Annotated in this window: 16 protein-coding genes; 6 read left to right on the top strand and 10 right to left on the bottom strand. The window is 40.3% G+C overall.

Annotated features, from left to right (window positions below; translation table 11 throughout):
• The first annotated feature begins 4 nt into the window (after positions 1 to 4).
• Complete coding sequence (locus PAARA_RS16580; RefSeq protein WP_157066225.1) at positions 5 to 1,261, top strand: lipopolysaccharide biosynthesis protein; 1,257 nt, start codon at positions 5 to 7, stop codon at positions 1,259 to 1,261.
• Here the strand turns inward: PAARA_RS16580 and PAARA_RS16575 are convergent.
• Complete coding sequence (locus PAARA_RS16575; RefSeq protein ID WP_062570107.1) at positions 1,250 to 1,966, bottom strand: SIMPL domain-containing protein; 717 nt, start codon at positions 1,964 to 1,966, stop codon at positions 1,250 to 1,252. The genes PAARA_RS16580 and PAARA_RS16575 overlap by 12 nt on opposite strands.
• Before the next feature lie 142 nt (positions 1,967 to 2,108).
• Here PAARA_RS16575 and PAARA_RS16570 point away from each other — a divergent pair, with 142 nt between their 5' ends.
• On the top strand, positions 2,109 to 4,778 hold the full coding sequence (locus tag PAARA_RS16570) for a bifunctional acetate--CoA ligase family protein/GNAT family N-acetyltransferase (RefSeq protein WP_062570106.1): 2,670 nt from the start codon (positions 2,109 to 2,111) through the stop codon (positions 4,776 to 4,778).
• Positions 4,779 to 4,788: 10 nt separating this feature from the next.
• Positions 4,789 to 5,742 (top strand): ion transporter, encoded by a 954-nt coding sequence (locus PAARA_RS16565; protein WP_157066224.1) that lies wholly within the window; start codon positions 4,789 to 4,791, stop codon positions 5,740 to 5,742.
• Between the two features lie 27 nt (positions 5,743 to 5,769).
• Here PAARA_RS16565 and PAARA_RS16560 read toward each other — a convergent pair whose 3' ends face one another.
• Genes PAARA_RS16560 through PAARA_RS16550 form a run of 3 tightly spaced genes read right to left on the bottom strand, consistent with a single transcriptional unit; the run spans position 5,770 to position 10,919 of the window.
• The gene (locus PAARA_RS16560) at positions 5,770 to 10,275 is read right to left on the bottom strand and encodes an EAL domain-containing protein (protein ID WP_062570104.1); all 4,506 of its coding nucleotides are present in this window, start codon (positions 10,273 to 10,275) and stop codon (positions 5,770 to 5,772) included.
• A gap of 12 nt (positions 10,276 to 10,287) precedes the next feature.
• Positions 10,288 to 10,716, bottom strand: coding sequence for a GNAT family N-acetyltransferase (locus tag PAARA_RS16555; protein WP_062570103.1), 429 nt, complete (start codon positions 10,714 to 10,716; stop codon positions 10,288 to 10,290).
• Between the two features lie 2 nt (positions 10,717 to 10,718).
• Entirely contained in the window at positions 10,719 to 10,919 is a 201-nt protein-coding gene (locus PAARA_RS16550) for a DUF3283 family protein (protein ID WP_062570102.1), read from the bottom strand.
• A 140-nt stretch (positions 10,920 to 11,059) separates the two neighbouring features.
• Here PAARA_RS16550 and PAARA_RS16545 point away from each other — a divergent pair, with 140 nt between their 5' ends.
• On the top strand, positions 11,060 to 11,755 hold the full coding sequence (locus tag PAARA_RS16545) for a type 2 periplasmic-binding domain-containing protein (RefSeq protein WP_083515345.1): 696 nt from the start codon (positions 11,060 to 11,062) through the stop codon (positions 11,753 to 11,755).
• Here the strand turns inward: PAARA_RS16545 and PAARA_RS16540 are convergent.
• From PAARA_RS16540 to zntR, 4 genes are all read right to left on the bottom strand, one after another.
• Positions 11,752 to 12,000, bottom strand: a complete 249-nt coding sequence (locus PAARA_RS16540) for a DUF1289 domain-containing protein (RefSeq protein ID WP_062570219.1) — start codon at positions 11,998 to 12,000, stop codon at positions 11,752 to 11,754. The genes PAARA_RS16545 and PAARA_RS16540 overlap by 4 nt on opposite strands.
• 99 nt (positions 12,001 to 12,099) lie before the next feature.
• Positions 12,100 to 13,227 carry a 1-acyl-sn-glycerol-3-phosphate acyltransferase gene (locus PAARA_RS16535; RefSeq protein ID WP_062570101.1) on the bottom strand — a complete coding sequence of 376 codons (1,128 nt, stop codon included), beginning with the start codon at positions 13,225 to 13,227 and terminating at the stop codon, positions 12,100 to 12,102.
• Between the two features lie 152 nt (positions 13,228 to 13,379).
• On the bottom strand, positions 13,380 to 14,531 hold the full coding sequence (locus tag PAARA_RS16530; protein ID WP_062570100.1) for an SO_0444 family Cu/Zn efflux transporter: 1,152 nt from the start codon (positions 14,529 to 14,531) through the stop codon (positions 13,380 to 13,382).
• Positions 14,515 to 14,928, bottom strand: coding sequence for a Zn(2+)-responsive transcriptional regulator (gene zntR / locus PAARA_RS16525; protein WP_083515344.1), 414 nt, complete (start codon positions 14,926 to 14,928; stop codon positions 14,515 to 14,517). Before zntR ends, PAARA_RS16530 begins: the two co-directional genes overlap by 17 nt.
• A gap of 85 nt (positions 14,929 to 15,013) precedes the next feature.
• Here zntR and PAARA_RS16520 point away from each other — a divergent pair, with 85 nt between their 5' ends.
• Together PAARA_RS16520 and PAARA_RS16515 are read left to right on the top strand one after the other, a co-directional pair.
• The gene (locus PAARA_RS16520) at positions 15,014 to 15,958 is read left to right on the top strand and encodes a D-2-hydroxyacid dehydrogenase (protein WP_062570099.1); all 945 of its coding nucleotides are present in this window, start codon (positions 15,014 to 15,016) and stop codon (positions 15,956 to 15,958) included.
• A 157-nt stretch (positions 15,959 to 16,115) separates the two neighbouring features.
• A complete protein-coding gene (locus tag PAARA_RS16515) occupies positions 16,116 to 16,499 on the top strand; it encodes a DUF3192 domain-containing protein (RefSeq protein ID WP_062570098.1) in 384 nt (127 codons plus the stop codon).
• 28 nt (positions 16,500 to 16,527) lie between these two features.
• Here PAARA_RS16515 and PAARA_RS16510 read toward each other — a convergent pair whose 3' ends face one another.
• A complete protein-coding gene (locus PAARA_RS16510; RefSeq protein ID WP_062570097.1) occupies positions 16,528 to 17,451 on the bottom strand; it encodes a GGDEF domain-containing response regulator in 924 nt (307 codons plus the stop codon).
• A complete protein-coding gene (locus PAARA_RS16505; RefSeq protein ID WP_062570217.1) occupies positions 17,420 to 20,872 on the bottom strand; it encodes a response regulator in 3,453 nt (1,150 codons plus the stop codon). Before PAARA_RS16505 ends, PAARA_RS16510 begins: the two co-directional genes overlap by 32 nt.
• Between the last annotated feature and the right edge of the window lie 42 nt (positions 20,873 to 20,914).

The raw sequence follows: 20,914 nt of genomic DNA, 5'->3' as shown, positions 1-20,914 counted from the left end.
CTCAATGTACAAGGATGTCGTCAAAGGATTTCTCTCGCTCAGTAGTTTTACTGCTCTGAATCATGCTAGTCGTATTATTCTCACCTTGTGCCTTGCGAGGTTATTAAGCGATGATGAATTTGGCACTTTCGCCGCGTTACTCGCGCTTTGTGAAATACTCTTATTGCCAGCAAGCATGGGGTTTGCATCGTCATTAATGCGAATAAGCTATCCACTTTATAAAGCCCAACAACATGATTTACTACGTGGCTTAAAACATGTTTACTTGGCTGCATCTTGTTTATTCGGTGTAATTTTTGTAGCTGCAGTAGTCATTAGCTTTCAGGCTATATCCCCCCACCAAAGTGCCAAAGAACATGTCGTTTATTTACTGTTACTGGTGCCAATTGGCGCCATTATGCAAAGCCAATCGGCTTTTTTAGTGGCTTTAAACAAACCTAAAATTGGCCTGATAACGCAGCAATGTATTTTTGAATTGTTAACGGCTGGGTTTTGCTTTTTTGTGTACTTGATACGTGGTGATTTATCTTTAGTCGAGATTTGTATCTTGTTGTTCTGTAGCATCTTGTGTGTAGCGAGTTATCAATACTGGTTAATCAAAAAAATGATTGTCGCAAGCGCTGCTCGCTACCAAACCAAGCAATGGTGTAAAGACTCTTTAATCATGCTCGCAAGTGGTGCAGGAACCGTGTTAGTGGCAAAACTTGACGTGTTGCTGGTGCATCACTGGTTTGGTGCACAAGGTGTAAGCATTTTCTTTCCCGCGGTTGTTATTGCTGGATTACTGACTATTTTAGGTAATGCAGCGAACCAATATTTAAAACCTATTTTAATGGCTGATGAGAATACCGAACAGCAACTTGGCGAGCTAATGAAAGTGGTGTGGCGTTTTAACTTTGCCGCTATCTTGCTACTTGCCTTGCTTGCAAAGCCCCTTCTGCATTTATATGGTGAAAGCCAATTACAAGAAGGGTTTTGGATTTTAATACTGTTATTGCTAGGGCAGCTATTATTACCTGCAAGAATCTTAGCCAGTAGTATGATTAAGTTAAAAGGTAACCCGCTTATCAACTTATACGTATTACTTGGCGCAACCAGTGTCACGGTATTGATGGCAGTACTTTTAAAAGATCAGTTTGGCTTAATGGGTGTGGCGGTGGCATTTAGTGGTGGCTTTGTGCTTGGCGCACTTAGCCGCACGGTTATTGTCTGTACTCGCATGCGGCTACCTTTCTCTGTAGTACTTGGCTTAGTCAGATAAGTAATATTCAACGCTAGTAACGACTCGCACCTTTTTAAGCTGTGGTGTATTAGAATCTCTATCTGAAATCGAAAACTGACCTTGGCGAGCCGTTTTGATTTTACCAAGTTTAGACTGTGAGTCTTTAGCAAATTTCATCGCCACTTCGCGGGCTTTTTCTGTCGCTTGCTGAACCATGGCAGGCTTTATCTCATTAAGGCCATTAAATAAATATTGAATGCGTGTTTCGTAATTGTCTTGCACTATAGCAATTCCTTGCTTTGCCAACTGATTAACCTGACTCAGTGCGTGCTGAACTTTTTCAATATCATTAGAATAGACGATAACATTGGAACGAGCGATATAACGAAATTTCTGATTTTCTCCACCATATTCGCGTGCTTGCTTGTCAATTATTGACTGGCTTCCCGTGCTAATTTCTTCATCGCTAAAGCCATTTAACTTCAAAAACGCAACGACCGCATCGTTTTTATTTTCAACACGCCCGACTAACTTTTCAAGGTTATTATCGGCATCAGAAAACTGTAACGGCCAAATAACGGTGTCTGCGGCAACTTCCATTTCAGCCAAGCCTTTAACTTGTACAGTACGCTCCATGGCTTTTACATCAAGCGCAGCACTTTTTAAAATAAAGCCCAGCCCCAATAAACCAATCGTTAATGCAATCGCGGCAATTATTACATTAAACGGCTGCGCTTTATTCATGCTTATCTCCTTGATGTAGGTCACTGTTTTTGACTCGAAAAGTCGTAGTAAACAGGTTATCTTATATAAAAGGGTTATCTTATGTATATAAACTTAACAGACCCTGAAATGTTTACAACTAAGCGCAAGCGAAGGAAATAGCATGAGCGTTAAACGTATTAGCCAATTTTTTAATCCATCTTCAGTCGCTGTCATTGGCGCGTCGAACTCACCTAATCGTGCTGGTTTTGTGGTTATGCGTAATTTGCTACAGGGCGGATTCAAAGGCCCAATTATGCCGGTGAGTTTAAATCACAGTGCAGTACATGGTGTGCTCGCTTACCCGAGTATCGCCAGCTTACCCAAAGTGCCAGACCTTGCCGTTATTTGTACCAATAAAAACACGTTAAAAGACATAATCAAAGAATTAGGAGAGCTTGGCTGTAAACATGCTGTTATCATCGCAGCAGGTCTTAACCCTGATCAAAAGCAGCATTTAAAAGACGCTGCACAGGCAGCAAATGTGTCGTTGCTTGGGCCTAACTGTTTAGGGTTGTTAATTCCTCACATTGGCTTAAATGCGAGCTTTTCGCACACGGTTGCAAGCTCTGGCAAACTTGCCTTTGTTTCTCAATCAGCCGCAGTTTGCTCTACAATTCTTGATTGGGCTAAAAATAAAGAAATTGGCTTCTCGTATTTTGTCTCTGTAGGTGACTGCATTGATATTAATTTTGATGAACTACTCGACTTTTTAGGTCGAGATGCCAAAACCAAAGCTATTCTTTTATACATTGATAACATTGAAGATATCCGCAGCTTTATTTCCGCAGCACGGGCAGCCGCATTCAGCAAACCTGTCATTGCAATTAAAACCGGAAAAACCAGTGCAGGGGCACTTGCTGCAGAGATTCACACTGGGGGTAAACAAAGCTCAGATGCAGTGTACGATGCACTTTTTCAACGCGCAGGTATGCTAAGGGTAAATGACCTTAGAGAGCTATTTGCTGCAACACAAACTCTAGCAATGCACCCTAAACTTCTAAAAGTTGAGCAGCTCACCATTTTAACCAATGGGGGTGGCCCTGGGGTCATGGCTGTGGACACATTATTGCAAAGCTCTGGTAAACTCGCGGAGCTAAGTGATGAAACACGCTCAGCACTAAATAGAATGATCCCACAATCAGAGATGACCTCAAACCCAGTGGATATTTTTGGTGACTCTGCTCCGAGGCGTTATCAACAAGCACTCGAAATCTTACTGCAAGCAAAAGAGGTTAAAAACTTACTCATTATTCATACTCCGTCCGCGCTTGCTCCGAGTGAAGATTACGCAGAGATCATTGTCGAAACCTTACAAAAAATCCCAAAAATGGCTCGCCCTTATGTCATGACTAACTTTATGGGTGAAGACGCCGCATATGCAGCACGCAAAGTCTGTGCTAACAATGCGATTCCAACTTATCGTACCCCTGAAGGGGCGGTTGGTGCGTTTATGCACCTAGTCAGTTATCGCCGAAATCAAAAGCACTTAACGCAAACCCCTGAATCAAATACCGATGATGCCAAAATAAATAAAGAAGCTGCGCGCGCTGTGGTAAATGAGTTTTTAGCGGAAGAACAAAGCTATTTATCAACCCATGAAGCAAGTCAAATTCTAACTCACTATGGCATTGACTGTATTCAAACCGAAGTGGCTTACACGCCAACGGAAGCAAAAGAGCACGCTATCGAACTTGGCTTTCCAGTGGCATTAAAGTTAATTAGCCCGAGCATTCCATCAAAGTCAGAAGTTGGCGGTGTGGTACTTAACCTAAATGATGCGCAAGAGGTCGAACAAACTGCCTTTGCGATGCTACTGCGTATCAAAAACACCTACCCTGATGCTCATATTGAAGGGTTTTCGCTACAAAAAATGGCACCGCGTGCTGGCGCCAATGAACTGCGCATTGCAATTAAAACAGAACCCAACTTTGGTCCCGTTATATTGCTGGGTGAAGCAGGCACTGGGCTTGAGTTTGGGCAAGCTGCTGTAGCGCTCCCTCCTTTGAATATGAATCTGGCAAAATACTTAATTGCTGCGGCACACGATAAAGGCGTGCTAAAAGATAGAGTACTCCCTGAAAAAGTCGATAAGTACCGTTTATGCGCCCTACTAACACGAATTTCTCAATTAGTAATCGACCAGCCTGATATAACCAGTGTTGAGCTCAACCCTATTTTAGCTAGTAACGGTCAGTTTTTAGTGCTTGATGCCACCATAGGACTCAGTCGTTATAAGGCCAAGGCAAACCGTAAACGTCTATGTATTCGTCCTTACCCTATTGAATTGGTAAAAGATGTAACGCTTAAAAACAATACCCAAGCTCAATTGCGGCCAATAAAGCCAGAAGATGAACAAGCACATTTAGAGTTTGATCAATCTTTAACTAAAGAGGATAGATACAAGCGCTTTTTTGGTGAGCTGCCACAATTTAATCACGATCAACTCGCAAAAATGACGCAAATTGATTATGACCGAGAAATGGCGTTTATTGTAAGCCAAGAACAAAATGGTTCAGCGTGCACTCTTGGCGTTTCTCGGGTATTAATGGACCCTGACAAGCAAGAGGCAGAATTCGCGATTGTGGTACGCTCAGACTGCCAAGGTTTGGGGCTCGGCACCATATTAATGAATGCTGCCATTGAGCACTGCAAAAACCAAGGAGTTAAACAAATTGCTGGTATAACATTACCGGAAAATACAGGCATGATAGAGCTTGCCCGTAAACTTGGCTTTAAAATTACTCGCGACTTTGAAGAAGGCAGCATTAATATGGTGCTACAGTTAAACTAAAAAACGGATCATTATTTTGCATCGTTTAAGAAATTATACTGCCCGTGTTTTTGAAGGGAATGGTAAATACCGCAGAGTAGGTCGAGCACTCGATGTATTCTTGATGTCACTTATCATGATCAATGTTGTTGCTATTGTATTAGAGTCGGTTGGCCCTTTGGCAAAGCAATATCATCAGGAGTTTTTAACGTTAGAGTTGGTATCGGTCGCCATTTTCACCTTAGAATACATATTAAGGCTTTGGTCTTGCGTGGATAAAAGCGTGCATAAAGAAAGCCCCTTAACGAACTCTAAAATTCGCATAAAGTACTTCTTTACCCCATTAGCCTTAATTGATCTGATTGCTATTTTGCCCACTCTGTTAATGGTATTTGTGAGTGTTGATTTACGCTTCTTACGTGTTCTGAGGTTGATGCGTATTTTTAAACTCACCCGTTACTCACGTGCCATGCAGCTGCTTCTTAATTCATTTCGTGAAGAAAGCAGCTCCTTACTCGCAGCATTCTTTATCATGGCAGTGGTATTAATCATTGCCTCATGCGGTATTTACTTAATAGAGCATGATGTACAACCGGATAAATTTGGCTCCATACCTGCAGCAATGTGGTGGGCAATGGTTACACTGACAACGGTTGGTTATGGCGACGTTGTGCCAATAACTCCACTCGGGCGGCTCTTTGGTGGTGCAATCACCTTAGTGAGTATGGGCATGGTCGCAATTCCGACAGGTTTACTGGCGTCAAGCTTCTCTGAGCAATTACGCAAACGTAGGCAACTATTTACTGATGCAGTCCACGAAGCGATTGAGGACGGTCACCTAACCCCCGTTGAGCAAGAGCACTTAGAGAACTTGCGCTATAAACTTGGGCTAAGCCAGCAAGAAGCGAATAAAGCGATCCATAATGAATTAAAAAACCGTAACCGTAGCCTTTATTGCCGCCACTGTGGCAAACGCCAAGACTAGCAATTTAAGTATCGCGCATTAGGGTTTTTATTCGTTAAACTCATCTTGCCAATGGGCGTTTAATAACGGGCTAACCGAGTCGCCAGGTACTGGCTTACTAAATAAATAGCCTTGAAAATATTCGCACCCTAATTGGCGTAAAAAGCGAAGTTGTGTTTTATTTTCGACGCCCTCGGCGACACATTCCTTCCCTAAGCTGCGAGCAAGGGTCAGTGTAGAATTAATAATCGCTTCATCATCTTTATCAATGCCAATATCATGTACAAAGCTCTTATCTATTTTCAACACATCGATAGGAAAGCGTTTTAAATAGGTTAGTGACGCGTAGCCAGTTCCAAAATCATCGATATAAATTCGACAACCTAACGCTTTGAGTTCTTCCATACTCTGCTGTGCTTTATTTGAATCATGCATCATCACGGACTCTGTGATCTCAAAAACCACAGCGCTTGGCGGAACTTCTGATACATCAAGTGCCTGATGAATATTCTCAACGAGATGAGCACTTTCAAAATCAAGCGCCGATAGGTTAATTGAAACATATAACTCAGGGTGTGTTATACGCCACTGACGAAGCTCAATCAGTGCTCGAGATAAAGTCTGCAGCATAATTTTTGTAATTAAGCCCGAGCTTTCAGCGGCATTTGCGAAATCTTCTGGTTGGTAATTATCATTACTTGGCCAACGTAGTAATACTTCAAGACCTGCAATTTGCTTCGTTTCTGCACTAATAATTGGCTGATAATAATTACAAAACTCATGTTCTTGATATGCTTTGCTTAATTGAGATTCTAAATGCAAAGTACGTTGAACTTGCAAGTTCATCTCCTGCTTATAAAACTGATAGCCTCCTTCAACATGCCCTTTGGCATGGTAAAGCGCTACATTTGCAGCTTTGAGCAATGCTTTGGTGTTGTTGGCATCATCAGGGTAAATTGCAACACCAACACTTAAATTAACTTTAACTGCTTGCAAGCTAAGCTCAATGTGGCTTTCAACACTCTCCATCACACTTGCGCACAATGCGAGTAACTCATCTATACGCTTAAAGTCCTCTGCAAGAATCATAAACTCATTGCCGTCAAACCGAGCAAGACTATCTTGTGGACGTAGTACCTGCTTTAAACGTCTCGCAACCCGTTTTATAAGCTCGTCAGATTCTTCATGTCCTAGCGAATCATTAAAATTTTTAAAACGCTTTATATCTACATTCAATAAAGCCACTTTTGTATGATGATAATCTGCTTGCTCAATGGCGTGATTAACACGATCACTAAATAAGGTTTTGTTAGGCAAGCCAGTTAAAGTGTCATAATTAGCCAGCAGATGAAGCTCATTCTCAGCCAACTTTTGTGCGCTAATATCGGTAACAATAATCACATAGCAATCTAATTGACGATTACTACCCGCGACTGCACTTATCTTAATGAGCACTTGACGCTTTTCACCACTGGCAACCTCAACAACATCCTCTGCAGAGAAATGTTCACCTGATTGCAGTTTTTGCATAATTCGTAAGTAATGAATACGAGCAGGTATAGATAAGCCTAATGTTAAAGAGCGGCTTGAACGGGGATCCGCGGGGAAAGCAAAGGCATCTTGAAATGATTTATTAGTCGCTCGAATACGTAAATTTTTATCTAAAATAAAAACCCAATCGCGCGTTTGTTCAAAGGCAGCACCAAACAAGCGCGCGTTTTCCTCAAATACCAGCTCACGGGTCATATTCGTATAAGTCCCTGCTACTTTCTCAGGAACATTCCCATGCCATTCAACGACCTTACCGAAATCTTTATACCAACGCCATTGACCATCCGCATGACGAAGTCGATAAGTACAATTAAAGTAACCTTTTTCAGTTGATAAAAACTCTAACCATTCAAGGCGGAATGTTTGTTTATCGTGAGGGTGTATCTTTGCTAAGTAATCATCCAAGTTAACACCATCAACGTCATAGCCGAGCTCATTCTTTAGCCTTGGTTGATAAATAATGAGGCTTTTTGATGACCAATCCCACATCCCTGAGTGGCTTCCTTCTAATGCAAGCTTAAGACGGGCTTCACTTTCTTTACTTTCTTTGTGAGCAGCAAGGAGTATTTGTTGCGTACGATTGCGCCTGTAAACCCACGTTGCGGCCAATAGTGCAATCAGCAATATATATAAGAAAATAAAATGAGGAGCTCGCCAAAGGGGGTATTTAACTTCTATATTCAAAATCGCAGGCGGCGTTAGCTCACCTGTTAAAGGGTCTCTTGCCCAAACTTTTAAATGATATTTACCAGCACTTAATTTAGGAAAAAGAACACGATTATTGTTTCGAGTATAAGTTTTTTGACCATCACCTAATTGATACTCGTAAAGAATTCGCTCTTGATAGTTAAATGCCATAGCCGAAAAGGCCACTTCAAGACCGATATCGTCGTGTTCAAGAACAACGCTATCAATGGGCTGTTTGAGCTCTGCTGGTAAATCACGTGACATTAAATCAAGGTTCGTAATATTGACATGGTCGATTAAAGGTTGTTGATAGTGATTATCCATAGGGTAAAAATAAGTAAACCCTTTAAGCGTACCATAGACTATTTGTCCTGATGCTAGTTGTGTGAATGCACCACTGTTAAACTCTGTTGAAAGTAGCCCTTCAGACCCTGTAAATTGCTGGAAATGTAAGTTTTCGGGGTTCAAACGCCACAACCCTTTGTGGGAACTCATCCAAATCATACCGGCTTCATCTAGCACCATGTCATAAAGCAAGGTGCCGAGCTTATTCTTTTCTAAATCAATTGTGTATATATGTTCATAGGTCGTTGCATCAAGACCTATTAAGCCGAAATTAGATAAAGATAACCACAGTACATTGTTATTATCAATAATGTAGGACATAACATTAACAGCGACGTTTTCATGTTGTTCAGGAACAGTATAAATAGTTGTTAAGTCATAGGTCTGTGGGTCAACTTGATACAAAATTCCCGCATTATAAAAAAGGGGGGCGTCCGGTTTACTCGATAAAGCAGGCAAAAAACCATAAGCTAAAAAAGGTTCAAACTCATCAAACTTGCCGCCTAAACGGGTCACTTTTTGGCTATCGATATTATAGGCGAACATGCCATAATCCGGGTGTACATAGAGTAAATTACCCGTTGGCATCAGTAACACACCATGCACCCAATCGTTAATTAAAACTTGCTGTTCAGGATCAGCTGTTTTAACTGGACTAGCCTGCCCTGTTATCGGGTCAAAACTAAAAATACCACGATTAGTATGCAACCACAGTTTGCCTTTATAAGGCATAATTTGATAAACACTAAACTCTGTTGTGATCAGATCAACTTGATAGTTTTTTAGAAATACTTCACTTTCATAGGTATCTAAATCGACAGCAGTTAAGCCATTATGAGTGGCAAGCCAAAGACGACCTTGATACTCAGTCAACCCCCAAATAGAGTGGTGTGACAATCCATCGCCTTTAATTGAGCTGGCAACAACATTAATGAAGTTATAGTTATCGTAGGATAAGTAAAATGCGCCATCATTTTTAGTCGCCAGCCACATACCGCCAGATCTGTCTTTAACGACATCAATAATACTAGTATCTGCAAGTGTATAGCCGCTCTCTTTCAAGCGGGTATTTTTTATCAGCTCTCTCGTTGCTAGGGTATAATCAAATAGCCCCTTATCTGTTCCTAAGGTTACCTTTGATGCTTGTTTAATAATCTTCCAGATATTTAAATCACGCACTAACTCTTCATTACTAAAGGCAATTTCTGGTGTGGTAAACATCTTATCAAGCTGGCTAATATCGACCTTATACAAGCCTTTCACAGCACCCACTAATAAGGTTTGGTCATTGACGACAGCGAAAGACTTTACATAGTTTTGATATATATGGGCAGGCTTATCTTGCAAATGCTCAAGTTTTCTCACTTTTCCCGAAGCGATTTGGTACACATATGCTCCGTTACTTGTGCCCATGAAAATATAGCCTTTATAAGGGTATAGCTCGCGAATGACACTGCTTTTTATTCGCTCTGGAATTTTAAATAATGAGGTTACTTGCTTGGTTTCTAAATCAAGCTTAGCAAAATCTTGACCACGCCCTAGCCAAAGCGTTTTATCATCTACCGCAACCATGCTGAATACCGATTCAATGAATATTTGCTCTTCGGTAGTCGGTTTGGGGATAAATTGTTCATATGAATCTTCGCTAGGGTCATAACGAAATAACCCTGCTTGTATTGAGGCTATCCAGATATACCCTTGTGGGTCTTGATAAATACGATCGATAATTGCGTCTTCAAGCTCACCATTAGGACCTTTAATATTAACAACTTCATAACCATCATAACGATTAAGTCCACCTTCCGTTGAAAGCCATAAGTAACCGCTGTTATCGATGAGCATGGTGTTGACATAACTTTGCGATAAGCCTTCACTTGTTGATAAGCGTTTGACCTGTGCAAAGCTGATTTGACTAGAAAAGCAGGTTATTAGAATAGCACAGAAGATAATTCTGGTTAAAAACTTAGTCATTAACGTTCCAAATTACATACTTGGCACGGCGTCACATGTAAAGTGCATTGGGACAATATCTCGATGTGCATACACCTCAAACAACGATTGCAAAGAACAGGGTAATGTTAATGTATAGTTAAACCCATTTTGTAGATAGAAATCAATTAGATTTTGATAAGCGAAAGTAAAAACGCCGCTTTTTTGCTCTGCGAGTAAAGTTTCAAGTAACTGAGAGGCTATTTTTTTACCACGCCACTGGGCATCAACATATAAAGTTGATAAAAATAAATAGCCATGTTGATTTTGTACACGACAGGCACCAACAATATCTATCTCATGGTAAGCAACCCACACTTGATCAGCTTTCGTCGCTCTTCCACGCGCACTGTGTTTATTATAAAACTTATTAACTAGCGGTGTTTTTATAGGATCAAGCAAGCAAAATTTTAGCTTGGGCATTACTAGCTCATTAACGACAGGTAATGCTCAAATTGCTGCTTTAAAAATGCTTGCTCAGACATGGGTCTGCTATTTATGCTTGTGTACACGCCTTCTCGTGTGTTTTTACCACGCTTAATCTGGTAGGCCCAAAAAGACGCTTCATAATCTAGTTGAATTTGGTACTTTTGCTCTCTCGGCAACTTACATAAATTAAAACTCATACTATCTCAGGAATAAAGTGACTATTTTTCCAGTATAACAAAGTAAAGAAAAAATTAGCATATTAACGACCTGCCAACCTTGATTTTAGCCACACATGAAAGTAAATTAACGACGAATTTACGCCCGCTAGGAAAGCACAATGCCAAAGTTTATCATTTATTTTTTCGCATTTGTTTTGCTTTGCTTTGCTTTTTCGACTCACGCTAGTTTATTAATATTCAACCGCCCTGCTGATACACCGCAAGCACGTTATGTCATAGATTTACTTCGTATGGCTTATAAAGAGATTGGTTACGAATTACATATCATTGATTTTAATCATCAAAGTTCTTTAGCTGCTGCAAACGAAGGGGTTCTTGATGGGCAATTAGGCCGCATCGCTGACGTAACACAAGATTACCCTAACCTATTAAAGGTTGATTTCCCGCTATTTAATTTTAATTTGCTATTACTAAAAAACTGTCAGACGTGTCTTTATAGCGACTTAAAATCATTAGCAATCCAGTCTAGCTACCCTGCAGCACAAAGTTTTTTAGATAAACAGCCATTTCATGGCGATGTTATCACTGTTAGAAATATCACTGCTCAGCTAAATTTACTGACACAAAAACGTGTTGAAGGGGCCCTCTTACTCGACTTTTTACTATCAACAAAACACCCTAACTTTGATCAGAGCCAATTTCACAAAGAAGTACTAATGTCTATGCAGAGCTTTCACTTTGTGCATAAGCGTCACGCGACATTAATCCCTAAGCTGACAGCTGCATTAAAAAAGTTAGATGAACAAGGAACAGTGCGATTTTTAAAAAATAAATATAACCTTACCGACTTCTAAAAATCGAAACCACCTTGCTCAGGGCTAGATTGTATGTGTGCAGCCGCATTGAGCTTTTTCTGAAGGAAGCGTTTATAACGCTGCTGACATAAAATAATCACTTTTCTTTTTTCCGCATTACTGAATTTATTCCAATGAAAGCGCTCATCACGGCTGCGATAACACCCTTTACAGTAACCACGGTTATTAACCTGACAAATTCCTTTGCAAGGGCTTGGGATTTCAAATATTTCAATTTGTTGCATCACAATTTGCCAGTAAATTAAAGGTACTGAAAGTATAGCCTGAAATTTAGTCATAAAAAAAGCCACTTAAAAAGTAGCTTTTAAAATGCGTTACTCTGATTAAGATTCGCTCGTTGCAAGCTCTGCCTTGCGATGAAATGGTTTTGCATACATAGCTAAGACCAAAGGCTTTAATTCTTCAGGAACTTGGCTTAAACGCGCATCAAATGCTTCAGCGTCTTTTTTATCTATTACTGCTTGTTTACAGCCACCAGCAATATAATTACCAGGATGTAAGAAAAACGAATCAACAATTTGCTGATCAATCGTTTTTGCCAACTCCTCTGGTGATTCACAACCTGACTCGATTGGCTGACCAAACGCTAAGTGAACATGCCCTTTGGCTGTACTGAAACCTTCAACAATGCTGGCTATATCTTCACCTTGCTGCTTCACATACTGGCCATGTTGTTGCTTATGATACAACTCTTTTGCTTTTGCAATTGCACATGGTTCATACTGATAGGAAATAGAAACAGGTACTATTTTTAGCTCACGCACATAATCTGCAAATTCTTTTTTCTGTTTACGACCTTGTAATTGCAACATTTTAAGTAGTGCAGGATCAGTTTGGTCAAAACCATCCTTCGCACGACCTTCTTTTTGCGCTATCCAAATAGAGTGGCCTTCAGCCAGTGAATCATAAATATAAGCAGAAAGTTGCGAGAGCGCTTTTAACATCTCTTTTGGTGCTTTCGCGGAGCGCTTAACAATAAAACTCTTATTCAAGCGCATTAACTCAGTAATATATGGAATTTGCAGCAGGTTATCACCAATTGCGATGCGAACAGTCGGCATATTGTGTTTAAACAAGCCCCAGTTAACCAGAGCAGGGTCAAGAACAATGTCACGGTGATTAGAGATAAATAAATAAGCTTGCTTCGGATCAAGTTTATCGATACCTGAAAACGTGACTTCCGACGTAGTACGAGTAATTAGCTTATTCAGATAATCAGCAACTTCATGCTGAACTTGTTCAACTGAGTTGGTTTTACCCCACTTTTTTCTTAACTGCTGACGTACTAATGGGCGTGTTATAAACGGAAAATAAGATAAAAAGCGTGGTAGATTATACTTAGCGATAACATCCACAAAGGCATTATCAGCAATTAAACGCGCCACTGAGTCTGCAACTTCATCATCATTGTAAGGTCTTATATCTGCGTATTTATCCACACATTCACTCATAAAAACTACTTAAGTTAAAAAACGGCACGCTTAGCGTACCGTTTAAAGAATTGGCGGATTATAACTCAGGCAATTTTAAATGCGAACCGAGACGCGATAGTTAACCTATATCTTCTCTTAATAGTTATAAAAATATATTTTATAACAATCAATTAGCTAATGCTCTTACCAGTCTGTGTTGACTTCTTTAAGAGTATTTTTAACGCTAACCTCAACATTAAAGCGACCAATAATACGCCACACACTAAGCTCAACCAGTGCGGTAATACTTGATGTTCTTCCCCCATCATGGGTGCCACCACAAAACCAAACTCAGAAACTAGGTAATCCGTTAAAAAACCGAATAGTAATGCAACGCCTATGACACCGATTAAATAAGCAACTACAGCGCGTTTACCCAACTCTTTACCCACCACACCCAATGTTGCAACATTTGTGGCAGGGCCTGCCAACATAAATACCAACACGGCGCCTGGTGATACACCACTGAGCAATAAACCGGCTGCAATCGGGGTTGATGCCGTCGCACAAATATACATAGGAATGCTAATTAAGATCACCACCAGCATTGCAAAAATACCACTTCCCCACTGACTCAAGTACGACTCAGGCACATAGGTTTGGACCAGTGCGGCAAAAAATAGACCGATAACCAACCATACCATGGTATCTTCAAGCAACTTATTACAGCTAAAACTTATTGCGCGTTTAAGCTTTGCAACCCCTCCTTCAATTTTAACGACTTCCTTTTTACTTGCGCAGCAGCTTGTTTTCTCAACAGTGGGAGCTTGCTTTGTACTACAACAACTTGATGTAGGCTCTTTAGCGGTTGCTTGCTTAGTGCTACAACAACTACTTGTTACTGTTTCAAGGTTATGCGAGGTTTTAGTACGCTCATTATTAAACTCACTCTCTTTACCAACTAACACACCAGCAGCAATCGCACTACATACGGCTGCAATCGGCCTGATCACAGCCATAAAAGGGCCTAATAAAACATAAGAAACAGAAACAGAGTCAACGCCCGTTTCAGGGGTCGATACTAAAAAAGCCGTCGTCGCACTTTTTGAAGCGCCAGCTCGCCTAAGTCCTATAGCGGCAGGGATCACACCACATGAGCACAATGGCATTGGGGCACCAATAAGAGCAGCTTTAATTGTGGTCCAAAGTCCCTCTTTACCAAGATGGCGATGCAAAAAGTCCGTAGGCAAGTAAACATTTAATAGTCCTGCTATTAATAACCCCAACATCAACCAAGGGGCAGACAGTAAAAATAACTGCCAAAAATTAGTGAGTAAGTCCATCTATATCCTCCAATGTCGTTAATATAGAGCAATTTTCAGCAGGCTCTTCGCCGCCGCAACACTTCTTTGCTAATAGCGATAATGAATCATAAAACCGTGTTAATTCCTCAATACGTTGAGCGACTAAATCACGTTTTTGTAGAGTCATTTCTTTAACTTCATGGCACGAATGCTGATCTTTATGAATTTTTATTTGCAGCAACTCTTTAATTTCAGACAAGCTAAACCCCACGTTTTTAGCGCGTAAGATAAACGACATCTGTTTAATGTCTGTATCGGTATAAATACGGTACCCTGACTGTGAGCGCGAACTAGGCGTTAACAAACCATGTTTTTCGTAGTACCTTAATGTATCTGTTGAAACTCCCAACTTGCGGGCAAATTCACCAATTTTCATCACCGTCTCCATTTAAAAGCTTATAAGTACTATAAACCTTGGAGTACACCCTAAGGTCAAGCATTAAATTAAAAAAGGAAAGCACATGAATATTACCATCCTTGATACCGCCACATTAGCAGATACCTCATTAGATTCATTAGCAAACTTGGGAACACTCTCTTGCTATGATTTAACAGACCCACAAGATGTTGTTTCTCGTTGTCAGGATGCCGATATTATCATTACTAATAAAGTCGTTATTGATCAAAAAGCGATGTTGCAGCTTAGCAACCTAAAACTAATTTGTGTTGCAGCAACAGGCACCAACAACATTGATTTAGATGCAGCCAAAACGCACAATATTGCCGTCACCAATGTGGCAGGCTACTCCACCCCTTCTGTGGTACAGCATACATTCGCACTCATCACTAACTTACTGGGTAATACCCACCGTTATATTCAAGATTGCCAATCTGCAAAATGGCAGCAAAGCCCGATGTTCTGTCGTTTAGATTACCGTTTTAATGATATGTCAGGCAAAACACTTGCGATTATTGGTTATGGTTCACTTGGTAAAGCGGTTGCTGATGTAGGCCGTGCTTTTGGTGTTAATGTAATAATAAGTGAACGTAAAGGGCATGCTCCTCGCGAAGGACGTGTTAGCTTTGAAGAGGCGATTAAAACAGCGGATATTATCAGTGTTCATTGCCCACTGACTGATGAAACTCGCAACCAAATAGCGGCTAAAGAGCTTAATATGATGAAATCAACAACAATCCTAATAAATACAGCACGAGGGGGAATTATCAATGAAGCTGACTTAGCCCACGCCCTTGCTAATAATGTGATTGCGGGTGCCGGTGTGGATGTGTTGAGCAAAGAGCCAGCAGAAGAAAATAACCCACTTGCCATATATCAAGGTGATAACTTATTACTAACACCTCATATCGCTTGGGCGAGTCAAGAATCAATTGCTCGACTTGTGGCTGAAATAGCACTTAACATCAACGCCTTCAGCCAAGGTGAGGCACGAAATAGACTGGTCTAAAAAACAATTTTTTAGCCAAATAAGCTAAGTAATGAGTTCCACATTACTTAGCTAGCTCGCAACAACAAGCTAATACTTTGATTATAAAAGAAATAAAATGTTGGCAAATGGATTGCTATATATGAAAAAACGAAACGATAAAACAAGGGATATAACAATGAAAAAAGCACTTCTTATTGCCGCGCTAACTGCACCTTTTTTAACCGGTTGTGTCATTGCCGTATCAGACGGTGAAGCCGAAACTCACTGGGCAGGCGACTCGTCAACAAGCTGGCAAAAACACCACAAAAATAATCGTGAAGTCATTGCAAACTTAGCACTTGATACGCCTTACCAAACGGTGCTCAATAAACTAAGCACTCCTAACTTTACAGAGTTACTAAAACAGGATGACGGCGTATACCAAGTACTCTTTTATGCCACTCATAGCATCCACTCAGACAGCAAAACGACCAAAGATGAGTGCACCCCTTTGGTCTTTAAAAACGATAAATTAATTGGTGTGGGCGACACTATTTATAAATCACTCAGTAATGGCTAATTACTTTATGCAGGGGTAGACAAATAACCTACTCCTGCAATGTCGCAGATACTAATCGCGATACCACTTGGTCGCGCCCTGCCTCTTTAGCTTGGTATAATCCTAAATCGGCTTCTTCCAGTAATGTTTGCTCAGCATAAACTTGCCCTGACTCTGTGGTGGCAATACCAATACTAATTGTTACATACTCTGAATTTAAAGAGGCCTTATGCGGAATATTTAACTTATTAACTGCATTGCGTAACTTATTAGCGAAAGCAACCGCCTCTTTAGCAGGAGTGCTGGGCAACACAGCTGCGAATTCTTCCCCGCCGTAACGGGCAACAAAATCACTCCCTCGCTCGCATGAGCCAACAAGTGCATGTGCTATTTTTTTAAGGCAATCATCACCCGCACGATGACCGTAACAGTCGTTGTAACGCTTGAAATGATCAACATCCATCAATAAAACCGACAAAGGGGTATGATCTCGTCTTGAGCGCCGCCATTCCCTAGATAAGTTTTCATCAAGATAACGTCTATTAGGAATTTCAGTTAAGCCATCAATCGATGCCAACATTTCGAGTAGATCATTTTTTTGTTTGATCATTAACTGATTGCGAACACGGGCACGAACAATCGCAGCGCTAAAGGGCTTAGTTATATAATCCATTGCCCCTAATTCAAGGCCCTTGGCCTCATCATCATGGCTGGTATTTGCGGATATAAAAATAACAGGCAACATATTTGTTGTTGTATTTTCTTTTATTTGTGCCAGCACTTCATAGCCATCGATACCCGGCATAACAATATCTAAGATTAATAAATCAACGGGTTGTGTTTTTAAAAATGTAAGTGCTTTTTCACCACTTTCAACACAAAAAACATCGTAATCTTGTCGCAATGTTTTTTCTAAGACCAAGCGATTTAACGGATCGTCATCAACAATCAGTACCTTGGCTTTTTTCAACATTTGTAGATCCTTGTTCGATGATAAATGCAATAACTTGCTTTATGTGTTGCTGCAGCTCATCGTTTAATAGCTCAGGAAGCTTGCCTTGCGTTTTAAGTTCAGCCTCACACTGTTTAGCACATGCTGACAATCGCTTAAAACCTAAATTACCAGCAGACCCTTTGACATTATGCACAACTCTAACCAGTTCTTCAGTAGTACTTAAGGTAGAAATTTCTAATAATTGCTGTGCGGCCATAGTGGCAAACTTTGACAACATAGTTAATACCAAATCACTATCATTTGCAAACTGAGTTAAAACAAAAGAATGATCAAAAAATGGTTCAATTGGTTTATCAAGTTCACTCATTGCTAAAAAGAGCTTATTTGCAACAATTGGCTTTGTTAAATGCTTATTCATACCTGCAGCGACAGATTGTTCAATATCAGCAGCTTCGCTATGAGCGGTTAAAGCATAAATAGGCATCTGCTCTTTTGTGAATGATTGCCTAATAATTCGTGTCGCCTGACAGCCATCCATCTCTGGCATTTGAATATCCATAAAAATCAGATCTGGGGTTAAGCTTGCTGATAACTCAATTGCTTTTGCACCACTATCAGCACAAATAACAGTAATGTTAGCCTGCTTCAGAATACTTTTAATAATACTTAAATTAAGTGGATTATCATCCACTGCAAGCACTAATAGACCTGATAAATCTGTACTTGATGGGAGTAACGGGCTGTTTTTTTTGGCGGTCTGTGTGGTTTTATCAAGCTGTAAACAAAAGCTAAATTCACTGCCTTTCCCCTTTTCACTTGTGAGTTTAACTTCCCCCCCCATCAATGCGACTTCATATTTAACAATTGCTAGACCAAGTCCTACACCTTGATGAGAACGAGTAAGCGACTCGTCTCCTTGCGTAAAAGCATCAAATAATCGACTTTGATCAGCGTCGCTAATACCAATCCCCGTATCCTTAACTACAAAGCAAATAAGTTGCTGCTCATCGGACTGTTCAACTAAAGTAAGACTCAGTTTTACACTGCCATGTTCTGTAAATTTAGCCGCATTGGTTAATAAGTTTGCGAGCACTTGCTGTAAACAAATTTGATCACCCAATAAATTTGCATTAATGGTGTCATCAAATTCGACGCTAAACTCTAAACCTTTTTTACTGCAAAGAGGCGTTGCAATCCCTTCACAGTAATCAATTAAGTCAGCCACGCTAAATGGTGCCTTGTTTAATTGCACTTGCGCACTTTCAACACGAGCAAAATCAAGCATACGATTAAGTAGTGACAACAAACTATTTGCTGCCGACTTAGCTTGCGATGCGTAGCCTCGCTGCTCTGGCGATAAACCTTGTAAAGCGATTACATCTATTAAACCTAACACTGCATTAAGGGGCGTACGTATTTCATGACTTAAATTCGCAATAAAACGACTTTTAGCTAATGTCGCTCTCTCCGCATCATTCTTTGCCTGAATTAAATCTGTGACATCTTGCACGTGCAAAACATAATAATCAGGGGTTTGTTCGTTATCCCATACCAAGGAGACACTTATTTGCAACCAACGCTTTTGCTCTTGTTGAGGTAAGCTAAAGTGATAAACATTTTTCTTCTCACTATGCAGCTGCTTAAGTGTTTGCGTTAATTTTTCTAGTGATTGCGCAACGAATAAATCAGCCAACATATACTGACTGGGTATATTGTGGCTTTTTTGCATTGAAAATATCTGGCGGGCAGCTTTGTTAGCTTGTAACACTTGGTAATCTAGAGATAATAAAATAACCCCGTTCGCTGCATACTCCATGGCACTTTTGAGCTTTGCTTCTGAGCTTTGCAACGCATTAAGCGCTTCGTGTTGCTCTGTTATATCTCTACCTATGGTCATCGTACCTAACAGTTGTTGATGCTCATTATAAAATGGCGCAATACTGAGGTTGTATGTTTTATTATTTGTAACTAAGCGTTTTTGATAGACTTGACGCTCAGTTAACACGTTCTCTTCTAATAAACTCAGCTCAATATTGTCTTGATTTGTGTTAGTAAACTTTTCACCAACGAGTTCTTCTTGTGGCATGCCTACGTAACTTTCGTAAGCTTTATTGCAACCTAAAAAAACACCGTAAGTATTTTTAAAATAAATGAGATCAGGCACATTGTTAAGCATGGTGTTTAACAAGGCTAAATGACGTTCTTTGGCATCAATACTACGTCGTAATTGCTCTGATTTTACTTGAACTTGTGAATCAAGTGCCTTGTTGGCTTCTTGTAAAGATGTAACTAGCTCTTCATTACGCTTAAAGACCTGTTTAACTCTACTAAACCACGGTTGCCAATCGGTCGGTATACGGTAATGTAAAAGCGGGCTGCTATTCTCATTATGCTGATCTAAATAGCAGATCAAGTGTGTCATGGGCTTAACAAATATACGTTGGCTCAACCAAAATACCCCACTGAACATCATTATTAAAAAGACGCACAAAAATATAAACTCTATAAGAATATCATAACTAATTGGCTCACTAAGCGCCTGTTTAGATTCATAAAACTGGGTATGAATGGGCAAATTATCGGAGGTTTGAACCAAGTAGCTATGTGACTTTTTTGCGGGCCGCTTAGTGTCAATAATCATTGGCTCAGGCCAGTAATCACCTGCACCCACTGCACTATTTAAGCGCACGTCAGAGCTGGCTATAACTTGGTTATGTTGATTTATAAAAATATACTCCCCCTGCGGGGGCGCTATTTTCTGCAACCAATTTGAAATGGCTTCTAAATCATAAATTAAAATGATGTAGTCATGGCTTGTGGCTGTACGCTTTTTACCAATTGCAAAATAAGCATGATTATTCACAGTAACGACTTGGCTTGACGAAAGTGTGTTGTCGTTTAATTGCTGTGGTTTGAGTTTATTATCGAGTATTGTCGTTAGTAACGTGCTGTCTGCGGTAGAACGCCGCTTGATGTAGGCAAAACCTTGCTCATTAACATAAGCAACCGCTTGTAAAGATTGGATAAGTGAGAGTGTGGTATTAAAAGAAGGCCCTAATGCAATAACCTGCCGCCACTGTTCAAGTGCATAAGAAGTGGAAGCAAACTTACCCTGTCCAACTATTTCGCCAATTTCATCACCAACTGGCTGATAATAGTAATGCTCAAATTGGTTGACATTTTTAGTCCAGCTTGGGTCAAAATCATATGATAAAGGCTGCTCGTACAATGTAAACATAGTATCAATCAGCCCATCGGCAGCGCTCATTGCATGGCTCAGTTGAGCTGAAATATTATTAAAGCTGCTGTGGCGATTCTCAATTGCACGCTCAAGTTTTAAGTCGTACAAATGCAAGCATAAAAAAAACGCCACTAACAATGGCACAATCAGTGCGACAGTGATAGAGCGGTAATAACGTTTAAGTGGTAAAAAGTTCACTAGCTTCAAAGTACCTTGCCTCGGAACTTTCTAGATTAACGA

The organism is Pseudoalteromonas arabiensis, from assembly GCF_001550155.1.
Classification (GTDB): domain Bacteria; phylum Pseudomonadota; class Gammaproteobacteria; order Enterobacterales; family Alteromonadaceae; genus Pseudoalteromonas; species Pseudoalteromonas arabiensis.
The sequence above is the reverse complement of the archived record's forward strand: the minus strand, read 5'-3'. Positions and strand labels throughout refer to the sequence as shown.